18 protein-coding genes are annotated in these 22,089 nt (G+C 67.7%); 16 read left to right on the top strand and 2 right to left on the bottom strand.

Translation table 11 applies throughout. From position 1 onward, the window contains the following. Window positions 1–10: 10 nt before the first annotated feature. From WMF24_RS42700 to WMF24_RS42665, 8 genes are all read left to right on the top strand, one after another. Window positions 11–4,090 (top strand): hypothetical protein, encoded by a 4,080-nt coding sequence (locus WMF24_RS42700; RefSeq protein WP_437733218.1) that lies wholly within the window; start codon window positions 11–13, stop codon window positions 4,088–4,090. A 571-nt stretch (window positions 4,091–4,661) separates the two neighbouring features. Then, complete coding sequence (locus WMF24_RS42695) at window positions 4,662–5,528, top strand: fumarylacetoacetate hydrolase family protein (protein ID WP_437733217.1); 867 nt, start codon at window positions 4,662–4,664, stop codon at window positions 5,526–5,528. 10 nt (window positions 5,529–5,538) lie between these two features. Beyond that, window positions 5,539–7,044, top strand: a complete 1,506-nt coding sequence (locus WMF24_RS42690; RefSeq protein ID WP_437733216.1) for an aldehyde dehydrogenase (NADP(+)) — start codon at window positions 5,539–5,541, stop codon at window positions 7,042–7,044. Beyond that, window positions 7,041–8,990, top strand: coding sequence for a YjhG/YagF family D-xylonate dehydratase (locus WMF24_RS42685; protein ID WP_437733215.1), 1,950 nt, complete (start codon window positions 7,041–7,043; stop codon window positions 8,988–8,990). Before WMF24_RS42690 ends, WMF24_RS42685 begins: the two co-directional genes overlap by 4 nt. 440 nt (window positions 8,991–9,430) lie before the next feature. Beyond that, window positions 9,431–10,639, top strand: coding sequence for a sugar ABC transporter substrate-binding protein (locus WMF24_RS42680; RefSeq protein WP_437733214.1), 1,209 nt, complete (start codon window positions 9,431–9,433; stop codon window positions 10,637–10,639). Window positions 10,640–10,739: 100 nt separating this feature from the next. After that, window positions 10,740–12,308 carry a sugar ABC transporter ATP-binding protein gene (locus WMF24_RS42675; RefSeq protein ID WP_437733213.1) on the top strand — a complete coding sequence of 523 codons (1,569 nt, stop codon included), beginning with the start codon at window positions 10,740–10,742 and terminating at the stop codon, window positions 12,306–12,308. Between the two features lie 38 nt (window positions 12,309–12,346). After that, window positions 12,347–13,402: an ABC transporter permease gene (locus WMF24_RS42670; protein WP_437733212.1), complete on the top strand. Its 1,056-nt coding sequence runs from the start codon at window positions 12,347–12,349 to the stop codon at window positions 13,400–13,402. A 5-nt stretch (window positions 13,403–13,407) separates the two neighbouring features. Further along, window positions 13,408–14,373 (top strand): ABC transporter permease, encoded by a 966-nt coding sequence (locus tag WMF24_RS42665; protein WP_437733211.1) that lies wholly within the window; start codon window positions 13,408–13,410, stop codon window positions 14,371–14,373. Between the two features lie 130 nt (window positions 14,374–14,503). Here WMF24_RS42665 and WMF24_RS42660 read toward each other — a convergent pair whose 3' ends face one another. Then, a complete protein-coding gene (locus WMF24_RS42660) occupies window positions 14,504–15,424 on the bottom strand; it encodes an SMP-30/gluconolactonase/LRE family protein (protein WP_437733210.1) in 921 nt (306 codons plus the stop codon). A 163-nt stretch (window positions 15,425–15,587) separates the two neighbouring features. Further along, window positions 15,588–15,782 carry a hypothetical protein gene (locus WMF24_RS42655; RefSeq protein ID WP_437733209.1) on the bottom strand — a complete coding sequence of 65 codons (195 nt, stop codon included), beginning with the start codon at window positions 15,780–15,782 and terminating at the stop codon, window positions 15,588–15,590. On the opposite strand from WMF24_RS42655, the gene WMF24_RS42650 reads away from it, so the two are divergent. From WMF24_RS42650 to WMF24_RS42615, 8 genes are all read left to right on the top strand, one after another. Continuing rightward, window positions 15,769–16,122 (top strand): ATP-binding protein, encoded by a 354-nt coding sequence (locus tag WMF24_RS42650; RefSeq protein ID WP_437733208.1) that lies wholly within the window; start codon window positions 15,769–15,771, stop codon window positions 16,120–16,122. The two genes, WMF24_RS42655 and WMF24_RS42650, sit on opposite strands and share 14 nt — an antisense overlap. A gap of 416 nt (window positions 16,123–16,538) precedes the next feature. Beyond that, a complete protein-coding gene (locus WMF24_RS42645) occupies window positions 16,539–17,333 on the top strand; it encodes a hypothetical protein (protein WP_437733207.1) in 795 nt (264 codons plus the stop codon). Next, window positions 17,269–17,571, top strand: coding sequence for a transposase (locus WMF24_RS42640; RefSeq protein WP_437733206.1), 303 nt, complete (start codon window positions 17,269–17,271; stop codon window positions 17,569–17,571). The genes WMF24_RS42645 and WMF24_RS42640 overlap by 65 nt, the downstream gene beginning before the upstream one ends. Window positions 17,572–17,985: 414 nt before the next feature. Continuing rightward, window positions 17,986–18,963 (top strand): 2,3-diaminopropionate biosynthesis protein SbnA, encoded by a 978-nt coding sequence (gene sbnA, locus WMF24_RS42635; RefSeq protein WP_437733205.1) that lies wholly within the window; start codon window positions 17,986–17,988, stop codon window positions 18,961–18,963. Between the two features lie 20 nt (window positions 18,964–18,983). Continuing rightward, entirely contained in the window at window positions 18,984–19,958 is a 975-nt protein-coding gene (locus WMF24_RS42630; RefSeq protein WP_437733204.1) for a 2,3-diaminopropionate biosynthesis protein SbnB, read from the top strand. 1 nt (window position 19,959) lies between these two features. Continuing rightward, window positions 19,960–21,081 carry a diaminopropionate ammonia-lyase gene (locus WMF24_RS42625; protein WP_437733203.1) on the top strand — a complete coding sequence of 374 codons (1,122 nt, stop codon included), beginning with the start codon at window positions 19,960–19,962 and terminating at the stop codon, window positions 21,079–21,081. Further along, complete coding sequence (locus WMF24_RS42620) at window positions 21,078–21,254, top strand: hypothetical protein (RefSeq protein WP_437733202.1); 177 nt, start codon at window positions 21,078–21,080, stop codon at window positions 21,252–21,254. The genes WMF24_RS42625 and WMF24_RS42620 overlap by 4 nt, the downstream gene beginning before the upstream one ends. A 495-nt stretch (window positions 21,255–21,749) precedes the next feature. Beyond that, complete coding sequence (locus WMF24_RS42615) at window positions 21,750–21,998, top strand: MbtH family protein (protein ID WP_437738921.1); 249 nt, start codon at window positions 21,750–21,752, stop codon at window positions 21,996–21,998. Window positions 21,999–22,089 lie beyond the last annotated feature (91 nt).

Genomic DNA, 22,089 nt, shown 5'->3' with positions numbered 1-22,089 from the left:
CGAGGCCACCATGATCGCTGACGTCGATGCAATTGTCGTGGACGCCATCTGCCGCTGGACCGAGCGGCTCGTCATGCCAAACAGCCCACCGCGCGTGAACGTGAGGCTCGTCTTCGGGACGGCGGCGCTGGCAGACGCAGTCGGAAAGGAGCTGTCAAGCAGGAGCAGTGAGCGAGCCTGGTATCTCGTCCGCAGCTCGGCGTCTCCGGACGCGGTCCGGCTGCGCCATGGGCGACCAGCTTCCCTCGCCCCGCCGGCGGGCGTGACGGCGAGGACGCCGGTGATCTACGTGCTCTTCTGGCTACCCGGCGAACGCGGGCACGAGCGCAACGCGCAATCCCTTGCGGATATTCGCGCGGTCGACGTCCCCGAGGTGATGGGGAGCTGCGCCGACCTTGTCCTGCCCGCAGAGGAATCGATCCAGGCACGCTGCGACGAGGCAGCGCAGGCCTGGCCTCAAGAAAAAGATCAGCATCGCGCAGCGTATCACCTTCGCGCGGCGTGGCAGGCCATGCTCACGTGCCTCCGAGAGCGATACGGAGGGCGCCAGCGGTCGATCCCGCTGGTTTCGAGCATCGAGAATTATGCGCGCTATCTGCTGGCCGCGACGATTCCGGACCCGGAGTGGAGAACCATCACGCCGGCAGCTCGACCGGGCGCGCTCGTCCGCCGCTGGGGGGAGGCGCTGCCCGAGCTCTCAATGTTCAGGTTCCCCGCCATCGCGAACGCGCTCGGCCTTCAGGTGGATCCTGCCAGGTCGCCGCCTGGCGGCAAGAAGGATCCCACCCCGGGCTGGATCGACACCATGGAGAACATTCTCGCAGAGAACATCGAATGTGCGATGGATTTCGCGAGCCTGCACGACACCGTCGCGGGAAACAGCACGATCGAAAACCGTGTTGGCCAGCTCGCGCAGCAGATCCAGCTCAGCGAAACGGATCAGAACGCTGCCAAAGAGGCCCTCATCCGGTTCTGCCACGACGGTGACCCGACGGCACTCGGCAAGGTCGACTGGCTGTTCTGGGCGGATCGCACGACCCGCCGCAGCGCGTCACTCGGCTTGAAGGGGCTCCTCATCGCACGAGGCCGCAGGAGGCCAGGCGAGAACCCGATCGATAAGGCGGCAGCAGAGACACTGGCATCATTGAAACCGCTTGTCTCCGGGAACGAAGAGGCCATTGCGGGCCTCGAGCAAACGCTAGAATCTTGGGGCCATGCCGTCGCCCGTGATAATCGGGCAGCCAGCGACGTCGCAGGTGCGATGCGAGCTATCGCTTCCGGCGCGGTCCCAGCCGGAATCACGGATCCAAACGTCCGGGCGGCATTCGCCCTGGTGATCGCTTCCGCGGAGCGTAAGCCGGAAGTCTTCGACAACCTCGCGGGAAGGTGGGCGAAGCTTGCGGAGAAGCAGGACCCTGCCGCGATTCGATCGCCGACGCTGCTTCTCGGCTTGGCGCAGCTCTTCGCGCAGCGGCTGCGCGACGGTCGCAGGGATGGTGCTCGGCGGCATCTGGGTAAGGAGGGCGAAGATACAATCGTTCTCACCCTCGACGGCAAAGCTGGTGAGGATACCACCAGCATCGAGATCTCGTCCACCGATTGGCGCAGCGACGCGCTCGACAAGCTGCACCGCTGGCTGAGCAGTAGCGCGGTGCTTCGTACCCTGGCGGCAGACGAGGGCGACGAGGACGAGGACGAAGATACTCAGGCGGAGATCAGCGCGATGCTGATCCGCGTGGCACAGAGGAGCAACAAGGGGCCCGCCGAGAGCATCGGGACGATCGAGCTCGTCTGGCCTCCACGCGAGAGGGGGCTCATCGCCGCAACGCGGCCCGATACGCTCACGTCCTGGAAGCGGACGTTCGGCGAGGGGCTACCGACCGGGCTCCGTCTGATCAACAGCATGCTCGACAAGGCGCACTACACAGCCTCCGGCGAGGCACAGCGTATGCAGTCGGTGTGCCAGGCGTGGAGCGACTACGTGAAGGCGCTCGGCCAGGAGGCCGGGTGGAACGCCGTGTTCCTCGTGGCGCCCATCCCGACCGCAGCACGCGCGTGGGTGAATGCATGGGCACACGCTGTCCGGGCGGCACAATCGAGCGCTGCGGCCGCCGAGCAGGAGCGGCGGAAGACGTACCTGTTGGAGCAGATTCGGAAGACACGTCAGGAGAAAAATTTCGAGGAGATGGTGCGACTGAGCGAGGAGTTCGACGAGCTTTCGTCCTTGCCGGCATCGAAAGCCAAGGCGCCGGATGTCGAGGACGTGCGAAGTCTCCTTCGTGCCTGTACGGTCTCGGCGTTCGAGGTGGAGACGTGCCGCCATGTGGCGCTGACACCGCACCACCCCCTCGTGCTCAGGCTCCGGGGCATCGCCGACGATGTGCTCGCCGATGTCATCGGCACCATGTGGACCGCGGGGTGGCCGGAGGAGGCGTTAGACGACCTCGACGAGACGTTCCATCGATGGGGAATCCCGGAGCCAGTGCACTGCTATGGCTTCTGGTCGGGGGAACCTCTGGTCTTTGAAGGCTGGCTCGGGGGCTCCAGGTTCGGTCTGTTCTCGAAGCTCGGCTCCGGCCGAGACAGCGACGCCGGCCACATCGGCGTACGCGACGTGGTTCGCACCGTGGAGCGCTACATCGGGCTCTTCCCCGAGGCTGCGGATCGGCTGCGGCTGCGGGTGCAGGCCGACCGCGACGGACGCTGGGCCTGGAGGATCATCGACACCCTGCTCGATTCATTCCCGCAACTGCGTTCCGATATTGACCTCGTGACCACGCTCTCAGCAAGGGAGAGCACCGCCATCGAGCGCGGTGTGCAGGAGAGCTACGAGCGCAGGCGTGCCTTCGAGCTCGGCCTAGAGGGGACTAGCCCTCAGATCCGAGTACGCCGCGCCGATCAACCTGTCGGGCCAGCGCACCTCAGCCTGGTCGTGGGTGACGAGATCGATGCGTTCCGGTCGACGCTCGATGCGCTCCCCGCCGAAATAAAGGTCGGCGCCGGAACATGGGACAGCACCATCCTCTTCGCCGAGGCACTGCCCGCCTTGCATCAATATTCATTCTCGGTCGGCGACCCCCTAGACGAGCTATCACAGAGCGTCGCGGCGGCCGTAGGCTTCGCGTCCCATCAGGTCGCCGTCGTCTTCCGGGAGCGGTACGCTTTCGACAAGACCAAGTGCGAGGCACCGCTGCTCCGGCTACAAGGGAATGCGCATTGGCTGGTACTTGCGTCAAGACAGCCGCTGTATAGGGCCGTGCAGCAGGCGGGGCGCCAGGTGGCGAGCCTGTTGGACTTCTATACGAGCAGCGAACGGGGCCGTCCTGTCCACGTCTGCGCCAGTCTCTCCGCGCAGCACGCGAGGGTCGACCTGATCCGTCTGGAGGCTGTGCTCCGAAGCCTCCTTGACGACGAGGCAGCGGATCTAGGCGCCCAAGCCGTCGTGCGCGCTGCGCTCGGATTTGCTCCTGGACTCGCGATGCGATGCGCCGGAGCGGTCACCGCGATCGAGGTGGAAGGCCTACTGGGCTTGCTGCTCACTGGCGAAGCCCTTCGCAAACGTGATCCAGCGGCGCTCATCCTCTCGCTCGATCAGCATCACGATCTGCTCGCCAGTACGGGGCAGCTCGGGGACGTGATTTCGGTCAAGCTTGCTGATGGGGCAATCCGGATCACGGTGGGGGAGTCGAAGTTCACCACCTTGCCCGCCGGCGCTGAAGGTACCGTCGGCGCCGATGCAAGAACCCAAGTGGACTCAACGGTTCGTCGTCTACACCATCTGAGCCTGCAGCATCCACTCTCTCTGAGCGTCCGCGCCAAGCTCGCTCGCGCGATAGTCCATCAGATCCATCTTGCAGGAGTCGACGAGCACCGCGCGAAGGAACTGATATCGCTCGTGACGGCCGCAAGGAACCCTGGGGTACCCATCGTCATCGAGCCGGCGAGCACAGGGAGCGTCTACATCTGGAGCGTGGCCAGCCAGACCGCGGACGCTCACCTGACCTCGGATCGGGCCGCAGAGATCATCCTCCATGGCCGTTCCACGACCCTTGCGCGGTTCAAGGAGCTCGTGGGCACGGCAGCCTACTGACGGGCTCCAGTGTTCACCAGGCGATCGATGCCCACAGGACCGCGTGCACCGTCACCTCCGTCCTCGAGGCCGAGCTCCGGGAGTGGATGCAGAAGACCCATTCCGTAGTCTGGCTCTACATCGCCGTCCGATTCGGCGCATCGCGCACGTCCTTCATCGAGCTCGCAAAGTTTCATCGTGGGTGTCCTCTGATTTCCGCTTCCGACCGTCGTGAAACCCGCACCAGCGGTCGCTGGATACTCAATCAGCTCGCAGGCATGTTCTCGCTGACCGTGACCGACAGGTCGAGCACCGCATGTCCCGGAGCGGCGCGGCCGGGTCGACCGCGCACGGCTCCCGGGGGGGGAGGCGCGGCGGTCTCCGGCGATATGTCCGGCGCAGGCTGGGCCGGCGCGCACGAGCGCAGCGGCAGCCGCGAACGAAAAGCGTCTTTACATAGCGCGCAGATGGTGGATCATGCGGTCCGCACTACGCGGCTGTGGGCTCGCCTTCATCACCGCAGCCGCGGTGATCCGAGGTGTTCCCGCGGAGGCGGCGGCGACACAATCAAGCCCTGCAGGGAGTCGCGCACATGAAGCTGTTTCGGTTTGCTGGCGGTGGCGGGCCGCGCCTCGGGATCGAGGACGAGCGGGGAGCGCGCCACGACCTCACGGCGGCGTCGCCGGAGGCGTTCGCGTCCGTCGCGTCGTGGCTCGCCTTGCCCGATCCCCTCGGCGCGGTGCGCGACGCGCGCGCGCGCGCCGCGGCCCACCCCCTCCCGCCCGACGTCCCGCTGCTCGCCCCGCTCGACGGGCAGGAGGTCTGGGCGGCGGGCGTCACCTACGATCGCTCGCGCAGCGCGCGCAAGGAAGAGAGCGCCGGCGGCGGCGACTTCTACGACCGCGTGTACGACGCCGAGCGCCCGGAGCTGTTCTTCAAGGCGCTGCCCCGCCTCGTCGCCGGCCCGGGCGCGCCGGTGCGAATCCGCCGCGACTCGAGCTGGAACGTGCCCGAGCCGGAGCTCGCGCTGGTCGTGTCCGCGGCGGGCCGCATCGTCGGCTACACGGCCGGCAACGACGTCTCGTCGCGGTCCATCGAGGGCGACAATCCCCTCTACCTGCCGCAGGCGAAGATCTACGACGGCTGCTGCGCGCTCGGCCCCGCCATCGCGCTCGCGGACGAGCCCGGGCTGGATCTGCGCGCGCTCTCCATCCAGCTCGCGATCCAGCGCGGGGGCGAGGCCGTGTTCGCGGGGGAGACCTCGACAGCGAGGATGCGGCGCACGCCCGACGAGCTCGTCGCCTACCTCACGCGCGAGCTGAGCTTCCCCGCGGGCGTCGTCCTGTTGACAGGGACCGGCATCGTACCGCCGGACTCGTTCACGCTGGAGCCTGGCGACGTCGTGGAGATCACGATCCGCGGCGTCGGCACGCTGGCGAACCCGGTATCCCAAGGTTGACGAGGCACCCATGGACTTCTTCGCCCACGACGCCGCCACCGGGGAAAAGCTCGGCGCCTACCGCGACGCCACCGCCGACGAGATCGACGCCGCCGCCCGCGCCGCCGCCGCCGCCGCGCAGGCCTTCGCCGGCCTCGCGCCGGAGGTGCGCGCCCGGTTCCTGGAGACCGTCGCCGACGAGATCATGGCGCTCGGCGATCCCCTGATCCAGACCGCCCACAGGGAGACCGGGCTGCCCGTCGCCCGCCTCGAGGGCGAGCGCGGCCGCACCACCGGCCAGCTGCGCCTCTTCGCCGCTGTCGTGCGCGAGGGCTCCTGGGTCGATGCGCGGATCGATCCGGCGCTGCCGGACCGCAAGCCGCTCCCGCGCCCCGACGTGCGCCGCATGCTGCGGCCGATCGGCCCGGTCGCCGTCTTCGGCGCGAGCAACTTCCCCCTCGCGTTCTCCGTTGCCGGCGGCGACACCGCCTCCGCCCTCGCCGCGGGCAACCCGGTCGTGGTCAAGGCCCACCCGGCGCACCCCGGCACCTCCGACCTCGTGGCCTCGGCCCTGCGCTCCGCCGTGCAGAAGGCGAGCCTGCCCGCGGGCGTCTTCGGCATGGTGCACGGCGCCTCGCCCGAGGTCTCGCTCGCGCTCGTGCGCCACGAGGCCATCCAGGCGGTGGGCTTCACCGGGTCCACCCGCGCCGGCCGCGCCCTCTATGACGCCGCCGCCGCCCGCCCGCGGCCGATCCCCGTCTTTGCCGAGATGAGCAGCATCAACCCGCTCGTCGTGCTGCCCGGCGCGCTGCGCGACCGCCGCGACGCGATCGCCGAAGGGCTGGCCGGCTCGTGTACGCTCGGCGTCGGCCAGTTCTGCACAAAGCCGGGCCTCGTCCTGGGGCTCTCCTCCCCGGAATGGGACGCGTTCGCGCGGTCGGTCGCCGACCGAGCCCGCGCCATCGCTCCCGGCGTGATGCTGCACGCCGGTATCCAGCAGTCGTTCGACCGCGCCGTGCGGGAGCTGAAAGGGGTGGAGTGGCTGACCGACGCCGGCGCGCGCGTCGCTCGCGTCTCCGCCGCCGACTTCGCGCGGCAGCCGCACCTCGCGCACGAGATCTTCGGGCCCTACACGCTGCTCGTCACCGCTGCGAACCGCGGAGAGCTGCTTCAGCTCCTCGGCGCGCTCGAGGGCCAGCTCACCGCCACGCTTCACGGCACCGACGACGATCTCGCTGCCGCCCAGGACCTCGTCGACGTCCTCGGCCGGGTCGCGGGCCGCCTCGTCTTCAATGGCTACCCGACGGGCGTGGAGGTGTCGCACGCCATGCACCACGGCGGGCCGTACCCGGCGACAAGCGACGTGCGCTTCACCTCGGTTGGAACCGCGGCCATCGTCCGCTTCGCGCGTCCCGTTTGCTACCAGTCGTGTCCGCCCGCGCTGCTCCCGCCGGAGCTGCGCGACGACAATCCGCTCGGGATATCGCGTCTCGTCGACGGCCGCCCCACCCGCGACCCCATCCCGCCCCGCGCATGAGCCACGACCCGGTATTCGAGTCTGGCAGCGAGGCGATCTACACCCTGCGCACCACCGCGCCCGGACCGTCGGGGCGCCTCCCGCTCGTGCCCGAGCAGCTCCGTGCGATGTCCAGCGGCGAGCTGTTCGGCATGACGCAGAACGCCGGGATGGGGTGGGATCCTGCGCGCCTGGCCGGGAAGCAGTTCCTCGTGCTCAGCACGCAGGGGGGGATCCGCGCGCCCGACGGCGCGCCGATCGCGCTCGGGTACCACACGGGACACTGGGAGGTGGGGCTGCTCATGGAGGAGGCAGCCCGCACGTTCACGGCCAGCGGGGCCATTCCGTTCGCCGGCTACGTCAGCGATCCGTGCGACGGGCGGACCAATGGCACCGTCGGCATGCTCGACAGCCTCGCTTACCGCAACGACGCCGCCATCGTCTTCCGGCGACTCATACGCTCGCTGCCCACACGCCGCGGCGTGCTCGGCGTCGCCACCTGCGACAAGGGCCTGCCGGCCATGATGATGGCGCTCGCCGGCACCCTCGACCTCCCCACGGTGCTCGTGCCGGGGGGCGTCACGCTCCTCGCGGAGGACGCGGAGGACACCGCCAAGGTCCAGACCCTCGCGGCGCGCTATGCGCGCGGGGAGGTGAGCCTCGACCACGCCGCCGAGATGGGCTGCCGCGCCTGCGGCTCCCCCGGCGGCGGCTGCCAGTTCATGGGGACGGCCGCGACGAGCCAGGTCGTGGCGGAGGCGCTCGGCCTCGCCCTCCCGCACGGCGCGCTCAGCCCGTCGGGCGCCGAGATCTGGCGCGACCTCGCCCGCCGTTCCGCGCACGCGCTCATGGCCCTCGAGCGACGTGGCGTGACAACGCGGGACATCGTCACCGACGACTCGATCCACAACGCCATGGTGCTGCACGCCGCCGTCGGCGGGTCGACCAACCTGGTGCTCCATGTGCCGGCGATCGCCCATGCGGCCGGGCTTCGGCGCCCCACGGTGGACGACTGGGCGCGCATCAACGCGCTCGTTCCGCGCCTCGTGGACGTGTTGCCGAACGGGCCGCGGCACCACGCCACGGTCCAGGTCTTCCTCGCGGGCGGCGTCCCGGAGGTCATGCTTCATCTGCGCGAGCTCGGCTTGCTGCGGCTCGGCGCGCGGACCGTCAGCGGGCGGACCCTGGGTGAGAACCTCGAGTGGTGGGAACGCAGCGAGCGGCGCCGGCGCCTGCGCGACAAGCTACAGCAGCTGGACGGCATCGACCCGGACGACGTGATCATGTCCCCCGGGAAGGCGCGCGAGCGCGGCCTCACCAGCACGGTGACCTTCTTGCGCGGCAACCTCGCGCCCGAGGGAGCGCTCGTGAAGAGCACCGCGATCGCTCCCCAGGTGATCGGACCGGACGGCGTTTATCTGCACGAGGGGCCTGCGCGTGTGTTCGGCAGCGAGGACGCGGCGATCGAGGCGATCAAGACGGGCGCCGTGCAGCCGGGCGACGTGATGGTGCTGATCGGCATCGGTCCCGGCATCGGGATGCCGGAGACCTACCAGATCACCTCCGCCCTGAAGCACGTGAAGGACGGGCACCGCATCGCCCTTGTCACGGACGGCCGTTTCTCCGGCGTCTCCACCGGGGCGTGCATAGGCCACGTCAGCCCGGAGGCGTGGGCCGGTGGCCCCATCGGCCGCGTGCGCGACGGCGACCGCATGAGGCTCCGGATCGACACGCGGAGGCTCGAGGGCACGGTGGACGTCGTGGGCGTGGATGCCGGCGGTCTCGCCGCCCGCTCAGCCAATCCAGCCCTTCAGCCCGACGGCCGTGTGAACGCGGATACGCGACTCTGGGCTGCGCTTCAGGACGCCAGCGGCGGCAGCTGGGGCGGATGCGTCTATGATGCGGAGCGCATCATCGGGCTCCTCGGTCGCGCCATCGCCGCTGAGCGGAGCTCCTCTGGCACATAGGCTTTTGATATAGCCTCATTTTTCCAGGAGGAAGGCGGATCGCGCACGGTTTCATGGTTCAACCAGCGCGTGCAGCGTGGCTGTATGATGGGACGGCCACCACGAGGAGCTTGACTTCCGGATCGCGTTTGGATTTCCTGGGCTCCGAAACCAGAACATCTCTCGTGGTAGGCCCCACGAGCGTCGCCGATCACGTCATTGAATTTCGAGGGCGCTCGCGAGATCCGCGCGGTGCCCCGGGAATGACGCGCGACACCGTCGCTCGCCAATTACGAATCGTTTGTACCCCAGTGCTTTTGCCGTGAGCGATGCGGCGGAACGCCGACATTGCCTCGCAGCTCGTGAGGACGAGGACCTGACGACGCGTGATGGGCCGTAGAGGTCTCCATCCGACCACGTCTCTTTGCTCGAAAGGTAGCGGCACGATGTCGATTGGCCAGTTGAAGTCACGTGGAGCGGCGCGGCGCGCAGCGGCGGTGTTGAGCTGCGCGCTCGGGCTCTGGGGTCTCTCTGCTTGCAAGGGCAAGCCCGACGCCACGCAGGCAGCAGAAGGCTCCGCCAGCGCCGCGGCCGAGCGGGCGCCGAGCGGGCAAGGGCCCAAGGTCGTGCCAGGGCCCGGTCATAACCCGGAGTGCTTCGCGCCGTGGAAGCAGGACACCAAGTATCTGCAGTGGACGGCCCGGAAGCCGCCGTTCCGCCTCGCGCTCGTCAACGGCTACGTCGGTAACGCCTGGCGCATCCAGATGGTCAAGACGGCCAAGGCCTTCGCCAAGGACCCGGCCATCGCGCCGCTGATCAAGGAGTTCAAGGTGGTGTCGACGGGCACCGACGTCGCGGCCCAGCTCGGCGCGATCGAGGACTTCATCAACCAGGGCTTCGACGCCATCGTCACGCTCGCCGTCAGCCCCGACGGCTTCGATCGCGTGATCCGGCTCGCTGACAAGAGGGACGTCATCCTGGTCCCGTTCGACAACGTGCTCGACACCGACAAGGTGATGCAGGTCAACGAGGACCAGCTGGCGATGGGGCGCCAGTGGGGCGAGTTCCTCGACAAGCAGCTCGGTGGGAAGGGCAAGGTGCTCGAGGTCCGCGGCCTGCAGGGCAACTCCGTCGATCGCGACCGCCACGTCGGCTTCCGCCAGGTCATGGAAGCGCCGGGGAAGAGCTACACCATCGTGGAGGTGGTGGGCAGCTGGGACGACGGCAAGGCTCAGAAGGCGGTGGCCGACGCGCTGGCCGTGCACCGCCAGTTCGACGCGCTCTTCGCGCAGGGCGGCTCGACGGGCGCCGTGCGCGCGCTGCTCGACGCCGGACACAAGCCGATCCCGGTCGCCACGGAGGCCGAGAACGGCGTGCGCAAGCTGATCGCGAAGCACCACGAACAGGGCATGAAGGGCCTGTCGCTCGGCCAGTCGCCGGGGCTCGCGGCCATCGCGATGAAGGCGGCGCTCGAGGGCCTGCAAGGCAAGGTGCTGCCGCAGATGATCTCCGTGCCGATCCCCGCCGCCGATCACACAACGCTGAAGGACGGCGAGAGCTTCTTCTCCGAGCTCTCCGACAACTTCTTCACGACCAACGAGTTCCCGCCCTGCGGGGTCAACATCTCGGGCGTGAAGATCATGAACGAGTCGGAGTCCGATGTGAAGTAGACGTGAAGCAGACGTCAAGCAGACGTCAAGCAGACGTCGAGCAGACGTCGAGCAGACGTCGAGTGGACATGAAGTAGCGCCCCGCGGGTGCCCCAGCATCATGACCGAACCGGTGAGCCCTCCGCTTCTCGAGCTCCGGGCCGTCTCCAAGCGCTACGGCGGCGTCACCGCCCTGAGCGGCGTCGACTTCGCCTGCGAGGCGGGGAAGGTGCACGCGATCCTCGGCGAGAACGGCGCGGGCAAGAGCACCCTGATCAAGATCATCGGCGGCGTGGTCAAGCCGAGCGCCGGGGAGCTCTTGCTCCACGGCAAGCCGGTCCGGTTCGACCACCCGATCGAGGCGAACGCCGCCGGCATCGTCTGCGTCTTTCAGGAGCTGTCCCTGATGCCGACGCTGACCGTGGCCGAGAACATCGGCATCACCATGCCGACGAACCGCCTGGGGCTCTTCGATCGCAAGGCGCAGGTCCGCAGGGCCGAGGAGCTCCTGGCGCGCGTCGGCTGCGAGGGCGTGAACCCGAACGCCTGGGTGAGCGACCTGCCGCTCTCGCGCCGCCAGATGGTCGAGATCGCGAAGGCGCTCGGCAAGGACCCGCGGCTCTTGATCCTGGACGAGGCCACCTCCGCGCTGACCAGCAGCGACGTCAAGAAGGTCTACGACCTCCTGGCCGAGCTCAAGGCTCAGGGCGTCGGCATGCTCTACATCTCGCACCGCATGCACGAGATCAGGGAGCTCGGGGACGTGCTGTCGGTCTTCCGCAACGGTCGACACATCGAGACCTTCGCGAAGGGCCAGCGCAGCGACGACCAGATCGTGGAGCTCATGATCGGCCGTGACATGGGTCATGTCTTCCCGCCGAAGCCGGCGGCCCGCAGCTTCCCGGAGACGCTGCTCGAGGTGAGCGACCTGAGCTGGGAGCAGCAGCTCGAGAGCGTGTCGTTCAAGCTCGGCAAGGGCGAGATCCTCGGCATCGGCGGGCTCGACGGCCAGGGGCAGCGCGAGCTGTTGCTCAGCTTGTTCGGTGTGCTCAAGGATGTGCGCGGCGAGATCAAGCTCGACGGCAGGTCGGTCAAGCTGACGAGCCCGCGCCAGGCCAAGGGCCGTGCGCACGGCATCGCCCTCGTGCCCGAGGACAGGAAGACCGAAGGCCTGATGCTGCCGATGGCCATCGCCGCGAACCTGTCGCTGGCGTCGCTCGACAAGCTCACGAGCGGCCTGGTGCTCGACCGCCGGCGCGAGGCCGCGCGCATCGACGAGATGGTGCGCCGCATCCAGATCAAGATCGGCTCGCTCGACCACCCGGTGTCGTCGCTGTCCGGGGGCAACCAGCAGAAGGTCGTGCTGGCCAAGTGGCTGATGACGGAGCCGCGGCTGCTGATGCTCAACGATCCCACCCGCGGCATCGACGTCGGCACGAAGCAAGAGATCTACCAGCTGCTCCGCGAGCTGGCGGACGGCGGCACGTCCATCCTCTTCTACACCACGGACTACGACGAGCTGATCGGCTGCTGCGACCGCGTGCTCGTCCTGTACCGGAACCGCGTGCAGGGCGAGCTCGTGGGCCCCGACATCACCGAGAAGAACATCCTGGACCTGGCCCTCGGTCTGCGCGGCGGGCCCGAGCGCGCGAAGCGCGAAGACGAACGCGCGCCATCAGACGCACGGTGACAGAGGCACGATGACAGAGGCACGATGACAGAGGCACGATGAAGGACTGGAAGCTCCTCCTGCGCCAGAACCAGGGCCTGCTCGTGGCCGTCGGTCTGTGCATCCTGTTCTACGGGCTCTATTCGGTGTCCCATCCCAAGGGCTTCAGCGCGTCGCTCCTGGGGCAGAACGCCAACGAGTCGTTCGTGCTGGTGGCGGCGGCCATGGCCCAGACGATCCCCGTGCTGACCGGCGGCCTGGATCTGTCGGTGGGCGCGGTGATCACGCTCGTCAACTGCGTGGCCTCGCACGTCCTTGCCGGCGGCGCGCTCACGAATCTCCTGGGCATCCTGCTGTGCCTGGCCGTGGGCATGGCGGCGGGCCTGCTCAACGGCTGCCTCGTCGTCTACGGTCGTCTGCAACCGATCATCGCCACCCTGGCCTCGGGCACGATCTTCCTCGGCATCGCGCTGTTCCTGAGACCGACGCCCGGCGGCCAGGTCGACGGCGATCTGGCGTTCGCGGCCACCTTCGATGTCGACGAGCTGCTGCAGGCCGCGGGCGCCGCCCCCCTCGACGGCGCGCTCGGCTTCGTCGGCAAGATCCCGTCGCCCGCGATCTGGATGGCGCTGCTCGCGCTGCTCTGGGCCTACTACCGCCGCACCCGATACGGCCTCGGCGCTTACGCCGTCGGCGCGTCGCCGGAGGCGGCGTACATGTCGGGCGTCCGCATCAAGCGCGTCAAGCTGGCCGCGTACACGCTGTCGGGGTTCTTCGCCAGCGTCGGCGGCCTCTACCTCGCGCTGCAGACGACGTCGGGCAACGCCGACATCCCACAAGCCGGCTCCTACACGCTGAACTCCATCGCCAGCGTCGTGATCGGGGGCACCTCGCTGTACGGAGGCGTCGGCGGCGCCATAGGATCGCTCTTCGGCGCGCTGGTGCTCCGCTCCGTCGCCTTCAACTTCCGCGTCCTCGACGAGGGCTCGGCGCTCGGCCTCCTCGCCAACCCGCTCTACCAGCCGCTGTTCGAGGGCCTCATCCTGCTCGCGGCCGTCTGCCTCGGCGCGCTCTGGGTCGTGCGCGTCAAGAACCGGCTGCACGTCTTCAGGTGAGCTCGATGCGACAGCTCCTCTCCCTCAAGAGCCGTATCGGCGAGATCGACAGGCCGACCCGGTATGCGCTGCTGTCGATCGGCGTCGTCCTGGTGGGCGGCTCGATCGCCACGCTGATCACGCAGGGCACGCTGAGCTTCCTGAACCCGTACTACATCCTGCAACAGCTGCAGATCGCAGCCTTCCTGGGCGTGGCCGCCACGGGCATGATGATCGTGATCCTGCTCGGTCACATCGATCTCTCGCTGCCGTGGGTGCTCACCTCGAGCGCCATGCTGGCCGCGGGGGTCGGCGGCTGGGCCGCGTTGCCCTGCGGCCTGGCCGTCGGCGCCGCCGCGGGTCTGGTGAACGGGCTCGGCGTCGCGACCCTGCGCGTGCCCTCGATGATCTTCACGCTGGGCACGAACACCGTGCTTCAGGGGCTGATGGTGCTCTACACCGGCGGCTTCGCGCCGCGCAGCGAGGCACCGGCGTGGATGGAGGTCCTGGCCGTGGGCAGGACGCTCTCCATCCCGAACTCGCTGTTCGTCTGGATCTTCGTCGGCGGCGTCGTCACCTTCGTGCTGAAGAAGACCGCGCTCGGTCGTTACATCTATGCCGTGGGCAACCAGGAGCAGGCCGTCTACCTCTCGGGCGTCAGAACGCACCTGGTGCTGATCGGCGCCTTCGTGATGAGCGGCGTGTGCTCCGCCATCACCGGGTTGCTGCTGGCAGGTTTCTCGCACAAGGCCTACCAGGCCATGGGCAACGACTACCTCATGCCGGCCATCGCCGCGGTGGTGATCGGCGGAACCAACATCATGGGCGGGCGCGGGACGTACCTCGGTACCGTCCTCGGCACCATCCTGCTCGTGCTGCTCCAGAGCATGCTCAGCGTGCTGCAGATGCCCGAGGCCGGCCGCCAGATCATCTACGGCGCCGTGATCATCGCCATGCTGCTGGTCTACGGCCGACAGCATCAGGAGGGATGATGACCGGTTCCAAGGGGCCTTCGGGCGCGGCGCCAGGCGCATCCAGCGGCGGATCGCCAGGCCCTGGGCACGCCGAGGCCGTGGAGCGGCGTCCGATCCGGCCCTCCTGGACCGCGGACATCGCTGCTCGCTAGCGCCCGGCGCCGCGGGTGTTCAGGTAGACCGCGTACAGCGAGGTCGTTGCGCAGATGAACAGGCGGTTGCGCTTGGCGCCGCCGAAGCAGACGTTGGCCACCGTCTCGGGGATGAGCACCTTGCCGAGCAGCGCGCCGTCGCTCGCGTGGCAGTGCACGCCGTCGCCGGCCGACAGCCACAGGTTGCCGTGCACGTCGACGCGGAAGCCGTCGTACACGCCCACCGGGCAGGTCGCGAGCACCTCGCCGCCGGCCAGCGTGCCGTCCGCGTTGACGCGGAACCTGCGCACGTGGTGCGGGCCGTCCGCCGCGTGCGTCACGCCGGTGTCGGCGATGTACAGCAGCGACTCGTCCGGCGAGAAGGCGAGGCCGTTGGGCTGCACGAAGTCGTCCGCGACGACCGTCAGGGCACCGGAGCTCGGGTCGATGCGGTAGACCCGCTGCGCGCCCTGCTCGTTCGGCGACGCGTCGCCTTCGTAGTCGCTGTCGATGCCGTAGCTCGGGTCGGAGAACCAGATGCTGCCGTCGGACTTCACGACAACGTCGTTCGGCGAGTTCAGCCGCTTGCCGTCGAAGTGCGACGCGAGCACGGTGCGCGAGCCGTCGTGCTCGGTGCGCGAGATGCAGCGGCCGCGGTGCTCGCAGGAGACGAGGCGGCCCTGCAGGTCGACCGTGTGGCCGTTGGCGTTCATCGCGGGCTGACGGAACACCGAGACCGAGCCGTCCGTCTCGTCCCAGCGCATCATGCGGTCGTTCGGGATATCCGACCAGACGAGATAGCGCCCCGCCGGGAACCACGCCGGCCCCTCCGCCCAGCGGCAGCCCGTGTACAGCTTGTCGACGTGCACGTGCGGTAGCGCGACTTTGCGGAAGCGCGGGTCGATCACCACGAAGCTCGGGGTCAGCTCGATGACCATCGGGGTCTCCTCCTGCGGTACAGATGCCTGCAAACGCGACCGGGGACCAGCAGCAGCGTGACGATCGCCGCGCCGTAGTTCACCTGCCGGCCCATCTCCGGGATCGGCATCATGCGGTACACCAGCGGTCGATGGGTATCAAGATAGTTGTCCGTTGACTCGGTCACATCCTCTTGAGCGCTTGGGCCTCGTGACTGTGAGGGTCGAGGGTCACGGGGCCGATGGGCGTCCAGTTGCGTGTCTGGCCGGTCCAGCGCCGGGGCGTCTTGCGGCGGGCCCGCTGGTCGAGGGCGTGGCGGGCGGCGAGCAGCGCGCCGTCGCGACCGCGGTGGCGGTCGTCGGGCGTGACGAAGCGCACGGTCTACGTGCTCATCATCGACGACCTCGCGCTCGAGCCAATGACGCGCGAGGAGAGCCGCGACGTCTACCCGATGTTCGTCGAGCGCAACGCGCGCGCGTCGACGATCGTGACCAGCAACCGCGACACGTCCGACTGGACCGCGACGTTCGACGACCCCCTGCTCGCGCAGAGCGCGATCGACGGGCTCAAGAACAACGCCTACGACCTGGCGATCGAGGGAGAGTCGTACAGGCCGCGGCAGAAGCCGAGCGTGGACCGGGATGGTCCTCCGCCTGCGGCTCCGGTGATCAACCTCGCACCATGTCGCTCTACAACCAGGGCTGCTACTGGTACATAGCCGTCCCCCGGATGAGGGAGGAACGGCTTGCCGTGCTCATCGATGCCCGCGCGGAGGTCCTCCGAGCGCATACGTTCATCCGCGAAATTATCGGTGTAACTTGAGGCGATGCGTCAGGTTGAATGCCTGTGGCGGGCGGGATGCCCCGGAGATCGCGGATCGGATCCAGACTTCAACGCGCGACAGTTCACCGATGGATCCGTCAATTCAACACTGGCGTCCTTGCGACACTGAATGGCGTGAATCTCGGAGGGGGGCGACTTGATGGTTAAAAAAAAGCGTGGATCCACCTGGCCATCTACACGCGACTTACGACAACTGCTCGAAACTCCATTGCAAATAGGAACTGCACCCAAAGCGGTTGCACGCGCGAAAGCGATGTGATACGAGAAACAATCAGCTGAGGCTAGTCAAGCATGAAGGCCACTTACGCCGACAACGAAATCGCGATTTTTGACGATGTGTTGCCGCAGGACCAATTCGCTGAGCTCTGGACCTTTTGCCAGAACGAAGTCTATGCGAGCGTGCACGATGGCGGTCGACAGCCCGTGTGGCGCATTGGCGACGGCGAACCACTCAAGGGGACGACCTTTGCGTGGCCGTCAGTGCCTATCGATGGTTTGATTCCGCCTGGCATCGACCTGAGCAAAGCGCCACTCAAGTTCTACCCAACCCGTACGCCGGTCGATTCTCTGCTCAAAGCAGCCAAGGCGCGCTGCGCCACAGTCGAAAACCTCATCGGAAAAGAGGGGCATGCCTGGGCTGGCATCACTGCTAGTCCCTTCGTCTACCCAGTGGGCACTGGAGTCTCCTGGCACCACGACGCAGGGCCGTATTCGGGCGCCATGATCTATTACGCGCACCCCGAGTGGAACGTGCTCTGGGGCGGCGAGCTGCTCGTTGCCGACCGACCGTCAGGGACTACCGAGCCCGCGAACGTACTTGCCACGCCTTCGCGTCTCCACACCTTTGATAATCGACATGAAAATGACGCTCTCTTTTGCCCTGGGATGGGGCGCTTCGTCATGCCGAAGCCGAACCGGCTCGTATTTCTTGCAGGTGGAACACCGCACATGATCTCAAAAGTCATGCCCGCTGCGGGCAATCACGTACGGGTTTCGATCGCCGGCTTCTTTGTCACGCCGAATGGCGTGGCGCAAATGGCGCAGCAGTATCTTGAGCAACTCGCCGCTCAAGCGTCCCGGAGATGACGACGACCGAAGGCTGAGCTGGTTCTCACCGAAGAGGTGCGCGCGCAGCCCCAAGTGCTTTCGCCACGCCCACCAGCTCGCCTCCTACCTGGGCCTGGTTCCCTTGGAGGACGCCTCCGGCGGGCGCGACAAGCGGCGGCTGGGCTCGATCATCAAACAAGGCAACGCGTATCTGCGCGCGCTGCTGACGCCGGCCGCGCACACGATCCTGCGGCACAAGAACACCAGCGACAGATAGACCCGAGCGCTCGGCGGCAGCGTCAGCACGCGCGGAACGCCCGCGCCAAGGCGGCGACGTAAGCGGGGTCCGTCCCTTCATCGAAGGTGAGGTGAAGCTCGTCCACGAGGAGAGTGCGTCGGCCTCGCGACGCCGGCGAGCTCGTGAGACGAACTGGCACCCAACGCCTCCGGACCCGACACCGCTTCCGGCTCAGCGGCCTTGTTTCGCAAGATCCGCGGTAAAGAGCTCCGGCGGCAACGGGCGCAGGATTCTGACGTCGTTGCCCGTACGGCTCCCCTGCGCCCTCGGGAATGCACAGGAACGCGCGTGCCATCGGGCTCGCCCCATGCGCCGGTTGACACGGCGGAGGTTCTGTCGTTTACTCGATGTCCGAGCGTCGGTCGTTCAGATCAAACCACGATTGATTTTTCGATGACGAAAACTCGAAGCCATTTGCTCGAAGCTATCGGCGGCACTCCCGTCATTTGCTTGGATTTGCCGAACCTTCCACGCGTGCATATCCAGGCGCACCTCGAGTTCACGAATCCGACTGGTAGCGTCAAGGATCGTGCAGCTGCCTTCATCATCGATAGGCTGCTGTCAACAGGCCGCCTGAAGCGCGGCTCGCGGCTCATCGAGTCGTCTTCGGGCAATTTCGGAATTGCCCTGGCCGCGTATGCCCACTACCGCGGGCTCCAGTTCTGCTGCGTCATCGACCCGCGCATCACCCCTGCGAATGAAGCGATTCTCAGGGCCTCGCATGCCGAGTTGATCAGGGTGACCGAGCCGGACGATGCAGGCGGGTTCTTGAAGACACGCCTCGCCAAGGTCCAAGAGATCCTCGCGCGCGAGCCCGACACTTACTGGATCAACCAGTACGCCAATCCGCTCAACGCCGAGGCCTATTCTACGACGCTGGCGGAGGAGATGTGCGCCGCTGCGCCCCGCCTCGACTACGTGTTCCTCGGCGTCAGCTCGGGCGGGACGATCGCGGGTGTGTCGCGACGCGTGAAGGAGCTGCGCCCCAAGGTGCAGGTCATCGCCGTCGACAGCGTCGGCTCGGCGATCTTCGGCGACACGCCTCGCCCGCGGTTCATCCCCGGCATCGGCTCGAGCATCCGGCCCGCGCTCATAGAGACCGCGAAGATCGACCAGGTGATCCTCATCGACGAGGCCACCACGGTGAAGGCGTGCCGCGAGCTCTACAGCGAGTACGGCATCTTCGCCGGTGGCTCGTCGGGCTCGGTCCTCGCCGCGGTGAAGCGTCATTTCAGGACCAACGTCCCCGCAGACGATGTCGTCGTCGCGACCATCTTCGCGGATCGCGGAGAGCGCTACCTCGACACCATCTACAGCCCGTCGTGGTACGCGAACTTCATCGCCTCTTCGAACGTCCCCCCGCCACCCTGACCTCTGCCTGGAGTCGAACGATGCTCTACCTCGACGACAAGGATCTCTCTCCCTATGTAGACGCGTGGGATGACACCATCGCGGTCATCGACTCCGCGGTCGCGTGCCTCGCCAGCGGCGACTTCGCCCAGCCGGTGAAGCCCTACTTGCGCTACCGGAACCCGAAGAACCGCATCATCGCGATGCCAGCGTTCGTCGGCGGCGATAGCAATGCAGCCGGCCTGAAGTGGATCGCGAGCTTCCCGGGCAACCTCGACCGCGGCCTCCCGCGCGCCCACTCCGTCCTCGTCCTTAACGACGCCGACACCGGCGCGCCGACCTGTATCATCAACGGCGCCCTGCTCAGCGTGCTGCGGACGGCCGGCGTGAGCGGGTATATCCTGAAGAAGTGGCTGGCCCGGCGCGCCGGACCGTTGCGCGTGGGCGTGACGGGGTTTGGCCCGATCGGACGGCATCACGTTCGCATGGTCTCGAGCCTCCTCGGCGACCGCCTCGAAGAGGTGGTCGTCTACGATCTCCGGGCGCCTTCGCGCGAAGAGGTCTCCGCGTGCGCGGGAGGCCGACCCGCGCGCAGCGTCGGCTCATGGCAGGAGGCGTACGACGGCGCCGACGTCTTTATGACCTGCACCGTGTCCTCGGAGCGCTACATCGACCGCGCGCCGCGTCCCGGCTCGTTGCACCTCAACGTGTCCCTCCGCGACTATCTTCCCGTGACGTTCCCCTACTTCCAGGGCGGGATCGTGGTCGACGATTGGGACGAGGTCGCTCGCGAGAACACCGATATCGAAGCATTCCAGAAGAGCCACGGTCTCGCCCGCGAGGGGACGATCCCGCTCGCGGAGGTCGCGCGCTCCGGATTGCCGTCGAGCGACGACCGCGGTCGGTCCGATGGCGTGGTCATGTTCAACCCGATGGGCATGGCGGTCTTCGACGTCGCGCTGGGTACGCACTTCCTCGCCCACGCGAAGGCGGCTGGCTTCGGGCGCGAGCTCTGACATGGCTACCCGGGTCATCGTCAATCGCCACGCTCTCCCGTACATCGACCCTGCGCGCGAGCCCGGTGACCCCCGCGCATTCCACGCCTCCTTTTCGGAGTACCAGACCACCGACCTCGTTCTTCTGCCCCGCGCGGCGGCCGAGCTCGGGATCGCGCAGGTGTGGGCGAAGAACGAGAGCGGTCGCATGGGGCTGGGGTCGTTCAAGGTGCTAGGGGCCTCCTGGGGCGCGGCGCGCGCTCTCTCCGCGCCGCTGATGCCGACGACGCTCGAGGCATTGGTGCACCGCACCCGAGACGATTTGCCAACCGTTGTCGCGGCGACGGAGGGCAACCACGGGGAGGCGGTCGCCTTCATGGCGAAGAGGCTCGGGCTGCCCGCGCGCATCCACGTCCCATCCACGATGGCGGAGTGGCGCCGCGCCGCGATCACCGCGCAGGGTGCGGAGCTCGTGAGCGTGGACGGGACCTACGACGACGCCCTCGCGTCGGCCATGAGCGACAGCGACAAGACGCTCATCCTCTCGGACGCTGCCTGGCCTGGCCTCGAGCAGGTTCCGCGGTGGATCACCCAGGGCTACGGGACCCTCTTCGCCGAGATAGACGAGCAGCTCGCCGCGCAAGGCGAATCGGCGCCCGATCTCGTGCTCGTCCAGATCGGAGTCGGTTCGCTCGCCGAGGCGACAGTCCGCCACTACCGGGCGCGCGCGGCCGGCGTCGCGACCACGCAGGTTCTCGGCGTCGAGCCCGAGCGCGCTGCATGCGCGTTTGCATCGATCGAGCGAGGGGAGCCGACGAGCATCCCCGGGCCATTTGCGTCGGCGATGGCTGGCCTGAACTGCGGCGCTCCGTCGCCTGCGGCGTGGCCGACCTTGCTCGCCGGGCTCGCGGCGACCATCGCCATTCCCGATGACCACTTGCCGTGGGCCCAAGCTCACCTCGCGGCAGCCGGTATCGATGCTGGCCCCGCCGGGGCCGCTGGGCTCGCGGGGCTCGCTGCCGTCGCGCTCGAGCCTCGCCTGCGCGAGACGGTCGGGCTGACCGAACGAAGTCGCGTCCTCGTCCTCGTCACGGAGGGCGGGCCGACGCATCGACGCATGCCACGGTCACCCCCCGCGGCATGACCAGGACTCGCGCCGCCACCGGCGGCAACGCCGCGCTCGCCGCGGCGGTGATCGCGCGCGCCCGGGAGCGGTCCCTCGACATCTTCATCCCCGCGGACACCAACCCTCGCGTCGTCGCCGCTCTGTCTCGCCTCGGCGCCACCATCCACGTGTGTGTCCGCGTCTCGGTGTGACCGGCGTCCCCCCCTGATATCGCGCGTTCCGCACCACGGCAGTCGGCGGGGCCCTGTCGTCTTGTTGCCAGGGCAGCGACAACGGGCTCACCGTCGAGGGGCGCGAGGCGCCGGCCTGGGAAATGGTGAGCGAGCTCGTTCACAGGGACGCTCGCTCGACCGCCTCCTCGTGCAGGATGGCGAACGGAGGTCCGCGGAGGTGGTTCCGCTTGCGCGTGCCCCGGATAAACGGGCTCCTTCAGCACGCCGACTTTCCGGTGGGCGTGATGTCTACGCCGCGGACGCGAGCGCGGCCCAGATCGGCGTGGTGCCAGCGGTGAACGGAGAACGCTGGCGATCACATGGCCGCGATCTTCACCGACCCGACGCGGGACACGATGAGCAGCGACAGTACGGGTCCAGAGCTACGCCGCGGCGGGAAGCTACGTCGCGGCGGGAATCGGGCGCAAGATTGCGACGGTGACGAGAGTCGGGCGACGCTTGACTTCGGCAATTATGTGTTCTAGGTCACGATCCCGTCGGCGCCCGTATGCGATAGGAAAGTATTTCACGTGTCCAAATGAAGAAGCCGACCACACGGTTTACAACGTTGTCTTCAACCGTGAAGATCAATATTCCATTTGGCCCGCAGTGCGCGAGCCCCCTGCTGGATGGCGCAGCGCAGGCGTGAGTGGAACAAAGCAGGAATGCCTCGCGCATCAAGCAAGTTTGGACCGACACGCAGGCCCTAAGCCTGCGCAATAATATGAGTTATTTGGGGGAGAGTGCAGGTGTCGACGGCTTTTGAGGTACGGGCGAGCAACGCTGGCGACTCTGCACGATCAGTAATCGACAA

It is taken from the genome of Sorangium sp. So ce1335, assembly GCF_051521615.1.
Classification (GTDB): Bacteria; Myxococcota_A; Polyangia; order Polyangiales; family Polyangiaceae; genus Sorangium.
This window is presented reverse-complemented; position numbering and strand designations above follow the sequence as displayed.